We start from the raw sequence: 14,909 nt of genomic DNA, 5'->3' as shown, positions 1-14,909 counted from the left end.
CCACAACGATACTCCTTCGCAAAAAATCTTTCATCAATCATCTTTCATCTTTCATCTAAAAAAACTATCTTTGCAATTAGTTTAAAACGTAAAAAGTTATGATAGTAAACAGACGAAAACAAATATTTCCAAACGTTTCCGATGAACAATGGAACGATTGGAAATGGCAAGTTAAAAATCGTATAGAAACTCTTGAAGAATTAAAAAAGTATATTTCCTTAACCGCCGAAGAGGAAGAAGGCGTGAAGAAATCTCTGGAAACCCTCAGAATGGCTATTACTCCTTATTATTTAAGTCTAATTGACCCTGATGACCCGAATTGCCCTGTTCGTAAACAAGCAATTCCTACCGGTGCGGAAACTCACATTTCGGCTGCAGATTTATTAGATCCGTTACATGAAGATGAGGATTCTCCTGTTCCGGGACTGACACATAGATATCCCGACAGAGTTTTATTTTTGATTACAGATATGTGCTCCATGTACTGCCGTCATTGTACCAGAAGAAGATTTGCCGGACAAACAGATAGTGAGTCACCATCATCAAGAATCCAGAAAGCTATTGATTACATTGCTCGTACGCCTGTCGTAAGAGATGTTCTTTTATCCGGCGGAGATGCACTCATGGTTAGTGATGATATGCTAGAATCTATTATCAAAAGATTAAGAGAAATTCCGCATGTTGAAATTATACGTATAGGAACAAGAACTCCAGTTGTTTGTCCTCAACGAATTACAGATAATTTGGTTAACATGTTGAAGAAATACCATCCGATATGGGTAAATACTCATTTCAATCATTCCAACGAAATTACTCCTGAAGCTGCCGATGCTTGTGCCAAGCTGGCAAATGCAGGTATTCCGCTCGGCAACCAATCTGTTTTATTACGTGGTGTAAACGATTGTACCCACATTATGAAAAAATTAGTTCATAATCTCGTAAAGATAAGAGTTAGACCATATTATATATATCAATGTGATTTATCAATGGGTTTGGAACATTTCCGCACACCTGTTTCTAAAGGAATCGAAATTATTGAAAGCTTGCGCGGACATACTTCCGGTTATGCAGTTCCTACCTTCGTGGTTGATGCTCCCGGTGGAGGCGGAAAAACGCCGGTAATGCCTACTTACGTAATTTCGCAAAGTCCGAAAAAAGTTATACTTCGTAATTTCGAGGGCGTCATAACAACTTACACAGAACCCGACGAATATGAAGATGTTTGTCATTGTCCCGATTGTGAAAAGACTAAAAGCGAAGGCGTTGCAGGATTACTCGAAGGCAATGAAATGTCTCTCGAACCGGAATCGCTTGCTCGTAAGCAAAGAGTCAAAAAACATTAACATTCAATGTCTTTTATCGATGATATTTTAAAGTACAAAAGTGTTTCAATTGTCGGACTGGAAAAAAACACAGGAAAAACCGAAAGTCTGAACTATATACTTTCTCATCTTAAAGACAAAAACAAAGTTATCGCAATAACATCAATTGGCGTTGACGGTGAAAGTACCGACAGTGTAACCAATACTCATAAACCGGAAATTACAGTTTATGAAAACATGTTATTTATCACATCCGAAAAACATTATCGTGAAAAAAAAATTACTTCGGAAATACTTGAAGTAAGTAATATTAATACGAGTTTAGGACGATTGATAATTGCAAAGGCTAAGGATACCGGAAAAATCAAGTTATCCGGCCCACCCGATACGACTAATCTGAAAAATCTCATAGACCATCTTAATTTATATAATGTTGACATTACTATAGTTGACGGAGCACTTTCTAGACTAAGCCTCGCCTCCCCTAATATTACAGAATCTATGGTACTTGCAACAGGGGCAGCGCTTTCCGCGAATATTCCCGAACTCGTAAGAAAAACAAAATATGTTTATGATTTAATTCAGCTACCGGAAATTCCTAAAAAATTAAAAGGGATATTAAGTTCGATAAATTCAGGAATAAAAGTCGTCAAATCTTTATCAGAAGATGAAATAATCGATTTACAAATTGATTCTGTTTTTTCATTGGATAGCTCTCAGAATATTTTCCAGCATGGAAACATAATTTATATTCCGGGCGCAATAAGCGACAAAGTACTTAATCTCTTTAAACTGCAAAAAAACACAAAAGATAAAATTATCATTATCAAAGATTTTACAAAAATGTTCGCCAATCCGGAAACATTCTATTCTTTCATTAAAAAAGAAGGAAAAATAATGGTCGTAAACAAGCCGAATTTAATAGCAATAACAATTAATCCCGTATCTCCTTCGGGTTATATATTGAATTCCGGTGAATTAAAAAATGAATTGGCAAAACAAATTAATGTTCCTATCTATGATATCAAAACAATTGAGAAATAGTAATCAATAAACAATCAACACTAACATGAAACTTAAATCCGCAATAGAAATTTCATCGTCATTAAAATTTATTATTGAAAATTTAAAACTTCAATCGAACATAGGAAAACGTATTTTATTAAATCAAGTGTTTTGCACGGATAAAGATGAATTGATTAATGAGTTTGACTCAATATCATTATTAAAAAATAAAATTGAAGAAAACACTAAATTGGTTGAAGATTTCAATATTAAGTTATATAGAATAAAGGATATAAGAGGAAGTTTGGATAATCTTAAAGGACAAAATACTTTGGATGATATTGAACTTTTTGAAATAAAGAGTTTTTGCATTCTGGCCGAAGAAATAAGATTACTCTGCGATGAATACAAAATTCATATCATAGAAATCCCGCACCTGCAACAAGTTATTGATGTTCTTGATCCTGAAGGCAATAAAGTCCCTACCTTCTATGTTTATGACATTTATTCCGAAGAACTGCATAAACTTAGAAAGAAAATAAAATCATTGGGAAAAGAAAATGCGGAAAAAATTGAAGAATTGAGATTTCAAGCGGAAAAAATCGAAGATTCTATCAGGCAAAGTATTTCTGCCGATCTTTTTGCTAATGTTGATAAAATACAAATTGCTTTGGAAAGAATAGCAAAGTTGGACATTTTACTTTCTAAGTCTATACAAGTTATAGAAATGAATTTATGCAAACCGGAAATTAGCCGAAGTACAACATCCTACAAATCGCTTATCAATCCTCAAATAAGTGAAAATTTGAAATCTAAAGGAAAAAAATATCAAGCTATTGATATTGATATTCACAAATCGCCATGCTTAATAACCGGCGCCAACATGTCTGGAAAAACCGTATTGCTCAAAACTGTTGCTATGGCACAATATCTATTACAATTCGGATTTTATATTCCGGCACAAGAAGCTAAAATATGTCTTGTAGATAAAATTATGTTATGTATAGATGACAAGCAAAACGAATTGAAAGGATTATCGTCGTTTGCCGCCGAAATACTTGAGGTAAATTATATAATTCAAGAAATAAAAAAGAATTCCGATGTTCTGGTTCTGATAGATGAGCTTGCAAAGACGACTAATCCGGTTGAAGGTAGCGCAATTGTCAATGCTGTGCTGGAAATTCTGGACAAGTATCATGTTCGCAGCTTAATCACAACACATTACAGCGACATTAATTACAGAACCCGTAGATTGAGGGTAAAAGGTTTAAAAGATGATTCGGCAAATATCAATAAAGATAATATCAACGATTTTATTGATTATTCTTTGGTTGAGACAGAAGAAACCGAGGTTCCGCACGAGGCGATAAGAATAGCGGAAATCTTGGGTGTAGATGAAGAATTTTTGCAGAAGTTGAAAATTACGTCCTAATATTTCTTATTGCAACAAAAATAGAATATAGCCAAGGTACTCCTAAACAAACATATATTAATGGTAAAAACGAATCTTTTAATAAAAATCCGTCTGCAGATAATCTAAACATAGAGAAAGTTTTAAAAAGATAATTTTTAGCAACTACAAAAAAATCAACAATATAGTTATTGAAGGAATAGAACAGAAAGATAAATATCAAAACACCTATTATGAGGCAGCATATATTCCAGATTTTAGCAAATCGCTTACTCTTCTTTCTGGCTATCTGCCGCATAAGATTCTTTGAAAAATCTTTATCCTCTATTTCGATTTTATTTTCTTTAAAGAAATTATAAATTAATTGATCATCTTTATTCATATCCGTTATTTTTTAACCATTGTGCCATTTTTGATTTTCCACGCGAGAGATGAGATTTTACAGTACCTTCAGGAATTTCCATAACTGACGATATTGTCTCAATACTAAGATCATCTATGTAGAACAGCGAAATACAAGATCTTTCATCCTCTTTTAAAATCTTCATTGCATTATAAATATCTATATTATTATGTATTTTTTCAGATTGTGAATTAACATATCCGATAGCGATAACATTATTCGGAATTTTATTCTTTCGTAAGTAGTCACACAAGGTATTGAAAGCAATTTTATACAACCAAGTAGAAAAACCCGACAAGTTTTTGAAACTTGCCAGGTTTAAATACGCTTTGATGAATGTTTCTTGTGCTAAATCATCGCTCAAATCTTTATTGCCGAGAGTTTGATTCAGAAAGTATCTTCTTATCTGCGACTGGTATTTTTTTACCAATCCTTCGAAAGCTCTGTTATCCTTTTCAACTACTATTTTAGCAATAAGTGATAATTCATCATTGTGATTCATTAAAATATGGTATATTAATGTTGTTTTATGAAATAGATTTTTCCGATTTTTCCATAAAATATGTGACTAAACGTCCGATACCTATAAGGATAAATAACAATCCGATAGTAGCAAATCTGATATCAAATAAAACCCAAAAGATTATTGCCAAACCTATACCTACGCTTAAATATGTCATAGCTTTTCCAAATGTATTATTTTTTGATTCGATTTTCTTTTTAAAATAATCGTCCGGAATATCCTTACCATCTTCAATACATTTCTCAACCAATTCGATTTCTTTTTTATTGATTTTATATCTATACACAATATAAATAATTAAAATTGGTAAGCCAATAATACTTGCTATAGCCACTATACCTGTAAAACTTTCTAAGAATATATGATTTGTTAAAAAATCAAAAGGGTTTTGTGATTGTCCGAAACTTAAAAGGCTGATAAAAGCCAGCATACAAACTAAAAATACTTTTTTCATATAAATATAATTTTAATGGTTTTTATGTATTAGACGGTATGAAAGTCGAAAAAGTTGCAAATAAAGAAAAAAAATATTTTATTTATTACAAAGTTTAAATAAAAAACAATTTTAAAAATTTCAAAGTTACTATAAATATTTATAAGTCTTATAAATGCAATTAAACCGTTAATCTTATAAATTGAATTTGGCATTAGCATATATGGCAATTAATAATTTTTTATAATTCTTGGTATAAATAATTATATTTGCACAAAAAATCTAAATAATAGTTATATGAAACAAATTATCCCAATCCTCAGCATTATTACAATTATCTTAACATCTTGCAACTGTGATAAAAACACACAAAATGATGTTACAACAAACACTAAAGGAATTTACACTCCGGAAAAAACCGAACCTATGGAATTAACAAAATTTGAAAACATTAAATTATTAGCACCGAACATAGAAAGCGGCGATGCACTAATGAAATGTATGCAAGCACGTAAATCGTACCGTGAATTTGCCGAAAAGAATTTATCTCTAAAACATTTGTCGGAGGTATTATGGGTTGCAAACGGACTAAATCGTCCCGCAGAACACAGAAGAACCGTTCCTTCGGCTTTAGCCCTCTACCCTCTCGATACTTATGTAATTTTATCTAACGGGATATATTTTTATAATCCTGAAAAACACGAATTAGAAGCTATTATTGAAGGCGATTTTCGTAAATTAGCCGGATTACAAGATTTTGTAAAAACTGCACCGGTAAATATTATATTTATTGCAAATTATGACAGATATAACGGCAACAGAAAAATCCCGCAAGAAAAACAGTTGTATTTAGCAGCTCTTGATGCCGGTCATTGTACAGAAAATATTTACTTATATTGTGCATCGGAAGGATTAAAATCCGTAGTTAGAGGCGGCGCTCAGGATGCTGAATTATTAAAAGTCTTAGGTTTGGGAAACAATCATCAGTTTGTTGTAGCTCATTCGGTCGGATATTAAAATCAATGTGCAAAACTTTAAGGTGCGAGAGTAAATTATGCTTTCGCACTTTTTTGTATAAAACTATTTGATTACTTTTTAAAGCAAAAAGCTCCGGGATTTATTCCTACCTTAAAACTATCTAATAAATCTCCCAAGGCATCGTATCTATATATAACTCCAGATTGAACCTGATCTATAGCATCGGCGACGAAAACTTCGGAAGTTACAGGATCAACCCCTAATCCGTAAAAACCGTTAATCACACTCTGGTACTGGCTTTCAATGAAAATTTCAGGTTCTTCGTAAGAATCAATCGCACATCTGTAAATATGTTTATTGATAAAATACAATGTATCTTTGGTGCCGTTAATACATAACTCCGAAGGAAAATCCCCAAATTCAAATTCATATAACATTTCTATTTCCCTACTTGCGGCATCAATTCTGATTAGAGCAGGCAGTTCTTGTCCGTAAGAACTTCCGGGAAAACAACCATCAGTTATAGTCCAGATTTTGTTATATTTATCAATTACCAAAGATGTCGGTTGTTTCTTAACTTGAATTGAATCAATTAATTTATCGGTTTCAGTATCAATCACCAAAATCATATTATCATAACTCCAACAATTTGTAAAAACATATTTGCCATATTGAACCATTTGTTCTGTAGAATGTTGATAAAATTGAGTTTCGAAATTATTAACATCAATATAACCTATAATCTCAAAGGTTTTAGGGTTTACAACCGTGATTGCTTTTGCATAAATATCCGTAATATATGCTTTTTCATCATTAATAAAATGAATATAACGAGGTGAAGTCAAACCCGTAATTTTCCCCACATATTTTCCGGTATATATATTTATGACATAAACTTTTCCACTATTATTGATAACAATATATCCGAGACTATCGCGAATTGTCATTGATTGCGCCACATCGCCGAGCGGAAGATTATTAGCCACATAAAAGAAATTATTTACAACTTCTTTAGTTTCGTAATCATAATACGATAAAGAAGCATTGTCATACATCATATTTCCTTCATTAACAATAAAAACACCGCTATACGGATGTAAATAATCGGTTCCGGTATTGTTCCAAAGAGAATCGTCATCCATACAAGACTGGAAAAACAAAATTAAGATGATAAAGAGTAAAGATAAAGGTATATTTCCAATTCTAAATTTCAGAATCAAATATTCCTCTACTCTATTATTTTCTAAACCATTATACAAATTTGCTTTTACCTTTTTATTTATCATAATTTTTCAACTTTTAATTATATTTAAATAAAATCTGCAACATATAATTTCTTTTCGGCATCGGGCGGTAAAGTATTGAATGATAAGTTTCATTAAACAAATTATAAATTTTAAACTCAATCGACAGGCTTATTTTATCCCATGAAAAATCTTTTCCGAAGAATAAATCATTCATAAAGTACGGATAAAGCCAATCTCTTTTGCTTACATCATTACTTGATGTTGTAAATCTTTCACTATAAGAATTATGTTGATACGTTATGTAAAAACCTCTATACTCAAAATTAACGAGCACATTTCCTGAATGTAAAGGAATATAAACAAGTTGCTTACCGTAAGATTCATCGCCCCATACCAAGGCATCGCCATAATTCTTTGAGCTTGTATAAGCATAAGAGCCGGTTATTTTATAATTCAACTTTCTAAGTTTACCTGTAACTTTAAGATCGACTTCAAATCCCTGTGAAAGCACTTTACTTATATTCATCGGCTCCCAATAACCGCGGTAGCTTGGCAACCAGATTATCCAATTGTTGATATCATTTCTGAAATATGTGATTTCCGATTGTATTTTGATTTTTTCCGAATGATGTGAAATAAGTTCGACTCCTAATTCAAAAGAGAAACCATTTTCGGGAAGCAAATCAGGATTACCTCCGGGTTGCCAGTAAAGATCGTTTAGACTTGGAAGGTGATAATTCCGTGAAATATTTCCTTTTATAAATAAGGTTTTATTTTTCAGCAACTTATAATTAAACCCGAAAAACGGTACAAAAGGACTGAATTTAGAATCAACAATTTCCTGCTTTAAAATCAAATTCAAATTTAATCTTTTCCAAAACGATTTTCTAAGTCCTATTAATGCGGAAAATTCTGCACGGTCGCCTTCGTAACCTATATTTTTAACCGTATCTATGGAATTAACGGTAAAATAATTAGCATTTAATACGGCTTCAATAGAAAAATCCTCACGGAAATCATAATTATATGAAACTTTATTTACAAATCCTTGCTGGTGACTTTTTGAATATATTGCAGGAATGTACCCGACACCTATAACATTATTTATTAAATTGTACAAAAGGTTCTGATAATAATAACCGCTTTGAAGATGCAATTTCGATTTTTCACCATAACGCGACCAATCGGAAACAACTTTATGATGTATATCATTCTGATTATTAAGATTTGAATTATCCGGCCCTTCATAGCTTGTCGCACGCGGAATAGTTCTATCGGCATCTTGAAACCAATATTTTACAGAAATAACGTTTCTTTCATTCGGCTTGAAATAAATTTCCTGCAAAAGTCCGTAACGGGTATAATCCGCATTATTATTCGTATCGATAGGATTTTCGTAAGTATTGGTTTCGGGATTATAATTAATAATACTTCTATTTAAATATGTATAATTATTCTTCGAATAATTGTGATAAATGCGTGTTTTTAATTGAATATTACTTTTACCCCATCCTATATGCAAAAATTCGTCGAAAGTTGAATAACTTCCGAGTCCTTGAAGATACTTTAAATTAAAGCGATTATTCCAATCCGCAGTATTTGAAATATTAATTGAACCGCCGAGCCCTCCGCTATTGTCAGTAATTGAAGCAGCGCCGTATTTTAAATTCAAATCATCAATAAGATAAACAGGAATTAAAGAAAAATCCACCATTCCGGTCATTGGCGAATTAATATTCATACCGTTCCATGTAACTTGAGTGTGAGAAGCGGCAGTTCCTCTGAACGAAGCAGTTGCAAGTGCACCTCTTCCGTGATTTTTAATAAAAACCGTTGTATTTTCAGACAAAAGTTCGGAAAGAGAAACATTTATTTTCTCCTTCATAACAATAGAATCTACTTTGCTTTTTTTCATTCCGGCGGTTTCTTTTTCCTGAATATAATTAGTAATAACTTCGAACTCCGGAAGATAAATAGTATCCGGAATATTTTGCGCATCAACATTTCGGATACAAATAAAAAATATTAGAAATACTGTTATAATTTCTTTCTTATAAAAGCAAAATAAAGGAATATGAATATTTTTTCGCATTCGGCTTTTTACTTAGTAACAATTAATTTGTTTCTAAATACTTTATTATTTTGAACAGCAACAACAACATACAATCCGGATGAAAAATCTTTGATATTAATATTATTGTTTTGATAATAATTATTCTGTTCCAAAACGATTTTTCCATAAATATCATAAATAATTATTTTTGCCTGGTCTTCAATATTTATTCTGATGAAATCTTTTGCAGGATTAGGATATATAGCTAATTGTTTGTTATCTACAGAATTTATCCCGCCACAATCTTTATGAATTACAGTAGAAGCAGTTGCGGATATTTCAGGATTATCTTTCAGCGAAGCAGTAAGAGTGACGGGTAATTTACCACAAACGCCGAAAACTAATTTATTATCGACAATATTTACTTCCGGTGATGAACACGACCAAATAATATCCTTGTTCGGTTGAAGCCTGCCTTTATAGAAGGCAAAAGCTTCAAGAGGATAATTATATTCAGTTATTGTGTCGGGTAAATCTTTGATTACTACTAATTCTAATAATCCTGTAACAGAACTGTTCGGTTCAACTATAACCGCACCTGTAATTTCCGTTGATAATTCACCTAACCTGCCGGCATTTGTTGCCATCGCAGTTTGCACTTTCACAAAGTGTATAAAATCAAGTTCAACATAATTTCCGTTTTCATCCACAGCCCAATCAATATCAAATGCATCGCCGCCGGCATTTTCCTTTTCATTTGTATAAGGATTATCCGGTAAGGTATATGGAGCAGTTCCTCTGAACTGATTATCCGCATAACCGAAAGCTCGTTTAAAAGATTTCAAATTGGACGAATTAGTTAAATCTAATTTACCTTCAATTACAGTACCGTTTAAAATATAATTATCATTATCAATAAAAGGGAATAAATCACTCATCGGATAATACGGTTGAAGATTAATTCCGTTTGTATAAATCGTACCGGTATAACCATAATTATCCGTCCACATAACATCTGCAGCAGTCGAAGAATACGGATTAAAATAATTTACCTGATAATCTTTTTTCGTTGTTGAAAAAAAATAATCGCTGCCCGCAAGCTCATACCAAGTATCATCGGGCAATCCGTTCTCATTTTCATCCTTCATAACATACACTATTCCTGGTTCTGACCAATTATTAGAAGGATTACCAAAGATTGTAAAATCAACTCCGTAAGGATTTTCAGGATGATTCCGAACCGGATTTTCGAATTTGAAAACGACATAGCCGCCGAAAGCGCCCAGACTAAGAGAGCCGTTAATAGTTCCGATAATTGAGTTAGCGGACTGCGGAGTTCCCCAAGGTGAAGAATTGATAAATTGTCCGGGAGCAGGATAATACTCCAGGACTTCACTGATAAATTGTGCCTGTGATTTTGTAGTAAAAACAAAAGAACATAATACAATCAGAAAATAAATGTTTTTTTTAATACTCATAAAAATGCTCAATTTTAAATTAAACTGATTATTTAGCATTTTAAGAGGAAAGATGGAGAATACTCGTGAAGAATATTCCGGCGCCTTTCACCCGAAAGCTAAGAAATTTATACTCGGCAGGTTTTCTGACTCGTTCCTGAATTAACCGCCTTCCCATTTACACAGTGGCATTTTGGCTATTCATTATGAAGAACTTACAGCTACGGGGATAGTTTCGGCATTTCACCAAATTCCCTTTTAATCAATAAGAACCGAACACGTTGCAAAGATAATAAATTAATTAAGAGTTGAGAACTGAAGATTAAGAGTTTTTAAACTTAGAAAGTAAGGCCATAGAAATGTAATTAAAAATATAATACACTTAATCTTAAATTCAAAAATAAGAATTATTCATAAAAGCTCCCGACAAAATAAAAACCATTAATAATAATCAATTTTTATTATCTTTGTAAGTGTTTGTTTCTCTTAAACGAATATTCTTATGAATAATAAATCAATAATATTTTACGAAAACAGAATTATTATAGCATTAGCCGAAACTATTGCAGGAAATGATAAAATTTACGAATGGTTACTTAATAATGGTTATCCGGAATTAGCAGCCTTTTCAAGTGCAATTCGCGGAAGCACCCAAGCAAACGATTGGCTTTTAAAAAACGGTTATCCGGAACTTTCGGCTTTGGATTATGCTATTGATAATGACGATAAGGCCCGGGGTTGGTTGTTGAAATTCGGATTTGATATTGAAGTAATGCTTGTAGATTGTTGTAATGATAAAAATGATGCTCGAAAATTGCTTCTCGAAAATGGATATATTAATATAATTAATCTTGCTGATAAAATTAATCTTTTTCGCAACAATCAAGAATTCGATTATCACAAAAAAAGATTCTAGATATGCAACAAAAAATTATTTCAACAAAAATTACTGCCTATGTCTTTGATGAAATTCCGGATTTTTTAACCTATGTATATATAATCTTTGCACCGAAACATAACTTTATTATTGATACATTTTGTGGTAAAGATTATATGACTGAGATCATCAACGACATTTCAAATAGAAACTCAAATGAAAACATAATCATAAATACCCATTTCCATTGGGATCATATTTGGGGTAATTCTGCTTTTGAGAAAAGCAAAATTGTTGCCCATAAACTTTGTTCCGAATTAATCGAGGAAAAATGGGATGAAATGTATGAAGAAAATAAAGAGTATATTTTGGGTAAATTAGTAAAAGTCTTACCTAACACAACTTTTGAAAATAAACTCTATTTTCCGGAAGATAATATAATTATTTTTTATAGTCCGGGGCATACGGATGATTGCATTTCGGTTTTTGATACCGAAGAAAAAATCTTATTCGCCGGCGATAATCTTGAAAAACCACAGATTTTTATTGAATCTCCTAATGTTAACGCCTATATCGAAAGTTTAAAATATTATATAAAACTCAACCCAAAGAAAATTATGGCGGGTCATACGATTGACCTAACTATAAATGATATCAAAGAGACAATAAAATATTTAGAATGCTTTAAATCATAAATTTTGCTATCTTTGCAGCCGTTTATGAATTCATTCAACCAATTAGGCATCAAAGATGAAATATTGCAGGCAATATACGATCTAGGCTTCGAAAAGCTTATGCCTGTACAAGCTAAAGTCCTGCCTATACTTCTAGAAAACGAACTTGATATTGTTGCCCTTGCACAAACAGGAACCGGTAAAACCGCTACTTTCGGAATACCATTAGTGGAAAAATTAGACTTTTCCACTAAAAATACAGAAGCTATTATTCTATGCCCTACACGCGAATTATGCGTTCAAATAACAAATGACCTCATCAATTATTCGAAATATATTGATAATGCCAGCATTGTTCCGGTTTATGGCGGTGCAAGTATCGAAAATCAGATTAAAGCAATACATAAAGCTGCCAAAATAATAGTTGCAACTCCAGGCAGAATGTTAGACTTATTAAGACGCAGAGTTATTGACATTTCGAAAGTAAAATATGTTGTTCTTGACGAAGCCGACGAAATGCTCAGCATGGGATTTCAGGAAGATTTAAATGCAATTCTCGCAGAAACTCCCGAAAATAAAAATATCTGGTTATTTTCCGCTACAATGCCTTCGGAGGTTGAAAGAATCGCCCGCAGTTTCATGATGAATCCCGAAATTATTACAATAGGAACACGAAACTCAGGGGCGGAAAATGTTAAGCATTTTTACTATTTAGTTCATGCTAAAAATCGTTACCTCGCATTGAAACGAATTGCCGACTATTATCCTAACATTTACGCAATTGTTTTCTGCAGAACGAAGATAGAAACTCAGGAAGTTGCAGATGCTTTAATTAAGGACGGTTACAATGCAGACGCCTTACATGGTGATTTATCACAGGCTCAACGAGATCATGTAATGAACAAATTCAGAAATAAAAATATTCAAATGCTTGTTGCAACTGATGTTGCAGCACGCGGATTGGATGTTTTTAACCTCAGCCACGTTATTAATTACAACTTGCCGGATGAAACCGAGCAATATATTCATCGCAGCGGAAGAACCGGAAGAGCCGATAAGAACGGTATATCAATAGCGATCATCAATCTGAAAGAAAAACATAAGATCAAGCAAATTGAAAAAATCATCGGAACCCAATTTGTAAAAGCAAGAATTCCTAATGGTAAAGAAGTTTGTCAAAAGCAACTTTTCCAAATAATCAACAAGATGGAAAATGTTGATATGTCTAATGAAGAGGAGATTGCTCCGTTTTTACCTGAAATTTACAAAAGATTGGAATGGCTTTCCAAAGAAGAATTAATTCAAAGATTTGTTTCTGTTGAATTTAACAGGTTCTTAGATTACTATAGAAATGCTCCCGATTTGAATGTAGATGAGAAAGAAGATTCTTCGGATAGAAGGTCAAGATCTTCTGATAAATCAAGAAAAGACAATAGAGATAGAAAGAAACCAGACAGAGACAGAGACAGAGACAGAGACAGAGACAGAGACAGAGACAAAAACAACAAACAATATTCCGGAACTTTCTCAACTATTAAAATAAACTTAGGAAGAAAAACCGGTACTGTGCCGCAAAGAATTATCGGTGTATTAAATGATACCGTTAAAAACAGGGATATGAGAATCGGGCATATTGATATTATGGATAATTTTTCTTTTGTTGAAATCGAATCAAAATACTTGGATCAGGTTTTTGATGCTTTTGACCACAGGCATGACAATAGATATCATATTGAATACGTGGGAGACTCGATGGTAAATCACAATAAAGAAAAGAAGAAAGATAAAGGCGATAAGAAAAAGGGAGATGATAGAAGTAAGAAAAGAAAGAAATAGATGTCGTGTCCTGAAATAAGTTGACTGAATTATATAAAAACCGATGAGTTTAGATTCATCGGTTTTTTTGATGTACAAAATTAGGTGTTTTCATTTCTCTATTCATAAATAAGTTTTCTGTGTACCACTACCGGAATAAGGCATTCCACTTGTGTAATTAGTAATGACTTACCTATACGCAAGAAAGCTGATTTTGAAAGTTTTATTTAAAATCATCTTCAGTTATAGTAAAAGTTGCAATATCCCATTCATCATCAAGTCCTCCTTTTGTAATGACCCAAGAATTTATATTAAAGAAACTATGGTTTTCGTGTGGTAATGAAACTAATGGTGGTGACCATGTAACTTTTGGCATAGCCTCAATATAGTATTGATGTACTCCTCCCTCATCATAAATTAATATGCTGTCGGAAGTGGGGTTAGCAAGTTTGTAGACTTTTACACCATCGTAATATTGGGCTATAATTTCCGATATTGAATGCTGATATGAACTGGCAAATTCCTTACATTCGGATGGAGAAAAAAGAACATAGCCAGTGTGTGACTTATTCGCCAAAAAGATTGTATCAGTTGTAGCGTTTTCAACAAAAAGGCGATTGGTTGCTTCCTCGTTACGTTTACAGGAATAAGATAGTAATATCACAAATAAGGTAATAATTATACTTTTAGAAACCATTATTTGTGAAGACT

14 protein-coding genes and 1 riboswitch are annotated in these 14,909 nt (G+C 32.6%); of the genes, 7 read left to right on the top strand and 7 right to left on the bottom strand.

Features of this window, described 5'->3' with window-relative positions; translation table 11 throughout:
* The first annotated feature begins 98 nt into the window (after positions 1 to 98).
* Genes ablA through LBP67_04875 form a run of 3 tightly spaced genes read left to right on the top strand, consistent with a single transcriptional unit; the run spans position 99 to position 3,759 of the window.
* A complete protein-coding gene (gene ablA / locus LBP67_04885; protein ID MDR2084311.1) occupies positions 99 to 1,343 on the top strand; it encodes a lysine 2,3-aminomutase in 1,245 nt (414 codons plus the stop codon).
* 6 nt (positions 1,344 to 1,349) lie between these two features.
* Entirely contained in the window at positions 1,350 to 2,366 is a 1,017-nt protein-coding gene (locus LBP67_04880; protein ID MDR2084310.1) for a hypothetical protein, read from the top strand.
* Between the two features lie 25 nt (positions 2,367 to 2,391).
* Positions 2,392 to 3,759 carry a DNA mismatch repair protein MutS gene (locus LBP67_04875; protein ID MDR2084309.1) on the top strand — a complete coding sequence of 456 codons (1,368 nt, stop codon included), beginning with the start codon at positions 2,392 to 2,394 and terminating at the stop codon, positions 3,757 to 3,759.
* On the opposite strand, the gene LBP67_04870 is transcribed toward LBP67_04875, so the two are convergent.
* From LBP67_04870 to LBP67_04860, 3 genes are read right to left on the bottom strand one after another with little or no spacing between them, the layout of a single operon-like run.
* The gene (locus LBP67_04870; protein ID MDR2084308.1) at positions 3,749 to 4,120 is read right to left on the bottom strand and encodes a DUF5056 domain-containing protein; all 372 of its coding nucleotides are present in this window, start codon (positions 4,118 to 4,120) and stop codon (positions 3,749 to 3,751) included. The genes LBP67_04875 and LBP67_04870 overlap by 11 nt on opposite strands.
* Positions 4,113 to 4,643: an RNA polymerase sigma factor gene (locus tag LBP67_04865; GenBank protein MDR2084307.1), complete on the bottom strand. Its 531-nt coding sequence runs from the start codon at positions 4,641 to 4,643 to the stop codon at positions 4,113 to 4,115. The genes LBP67_04870 and LBP67_04865 overlap by 8 nt, the downstream gene beginning before the upstream one ends.
* A gap of 25 nt (positions 4,644 to 4,668) precedes the next feature.
* Complete coding sequence (locus tag LBP67_04860; protein MDR2084306.1) at positions 4,669 to 5,118, bottom strand: DUF6249 domain-containing protein; 450 nt, start codon at positions 5,116 to 5,118, stop codon at positions 4,669 to 4,671.
* 276 nt (positions 5,119 to 5,394) lie between these two features.
* Here LBP67_04860 and LBP67_04855 point away from each other — a divergent pair, with 276 nt between their 5' ends.
* Positions 5,395 to 6,114: a SagB/ThcOx family dehydrogenase gene (locus LBP67_04855; GenBank protein MDR2084305.1), complete on the top strand. Its 720-nt coding sequence runs from the start codon at positions 5,395 to 5,397 to the stop codon at positions 6,112 to 6,114.
* A 71-nt stretch (positions 6,115 to 6,185) separates the two neighbouring features.
* On the opposite strand, the gene LBP67_04850 is transcribed toward LBP67_04855, so the two are convergent.
* Genes LBP67_04850 through LBP67_04840 form a run of 3 tightly spaced genes read right to left on the bottom strand, consistent with a single transcriptional unit; the run spans position 6,186 to position 10,853 of the window.
* Positions 6,186 to 7,361, bottom strand: coding sequence for a YncE family protein (locus tag LBP67_04850; protein ID MDR2084304.1), 1,176 nt, complete (start codon positions 7,359 to 7,361; stop codon positions 6,186 to 6,188).
* A 13-nt stretch (positions 7,362 to 7,374) separates the two neighbouring features.
* Entirely contained in the window at positions 7,375 to 9,414 is a 2,040-nt protein-coding gene (locus LBP67_04845) for a TonB-dependent receptor plug domain-containing protein (protein MDR2084303.1), read from the bottom strand.
* Positions 9,415 to 9,422: 8 nt separating this feature from the next.
* A complete protein-coding gene (locus LBP67_04840; protein MDR2084302.1) occupies positions 9,423 to 10,853 on the bottom strand; it encodes a T9SS type A sorting domain-containing protein in 1,431 nt (476 codons plus the stop codon).
* A gap of 97 nt (positions 10,854 to 10,950) precedes the next feature.
* A riboswitch (cobalamin riboswitch) is annotated at positions 10,951 to 11,124 on the bottom strand.
* Positions 11,125 to 11,334: 210 nt separating this feature from the next.
* Here LBP67_04840 and LBP67_04835 point away from each other — a divergent pair.
* The 3 genes from LBP67_04835 to LBP67_04825 are packed head-to-tail and all read left to right on the top strand — an operon-like array spanning position 11,335 to position 14,219.
* Complete coding sequence (locus LBP67_04835; GenBank protein ID MDR2084301.1) at positions 11,335 to 11,748, top strand: hypothetical protein; 414 nt, start codon at positions 11,335 to 11,337, stop codon at positions 11,746 to 11,748.
* A gap of 2 nt (positions 11,749 to 11,750) precedes the next feature.
* Positions 11,751 to 12,404: an MBL fold metallo-hydrolase gene (locus LBP67_04830; GenBank protein ID MDR2084300.1), complete on the top strand. Its 654-nt coding sequence runs from the start codon at positions 11,751 to 11,753 to the stop codon at positions 12,402 to 12,404.
* Positions 12,405 to 12,428: 24 nt separating this feature from the next.
* Positions 12,429 to 14,219, top strand: coding sequence for a DEAD/DEAH box helicase (locus LBP67_04825; GenBank protein MDR2084299.1), 1,791 nt, complete (start codon positions 12,429 to 12,431; stop codon positions 14,217 to 14,219).
* A 202-nt stretch (positions 14,220 to 14,421) separates the two neighbouring features.
* Here the strand turns inward: LBP67_04825 and LBP67_04820 are convergent.
* Positions 14,422 to 14,909: hypothetical protein (locus LBP67_04820; protein MDR2084298.1), on the bottom strand; the 488-nt coding region annotated here is incomplete at its 5' end.

It is taken from the genome of Bacteroidales bacterium (assembly GCA_031276035.1).
Classification (GTDB): Bacteria; Bacteroidota; Bacteroidia; order Bacteroidales; family BM520; genus RGIG7150.
Note: the sequence above shows the minus strand (reverse complement) of the source record. Positions and strands in the feature narration are given on the sequence as shown.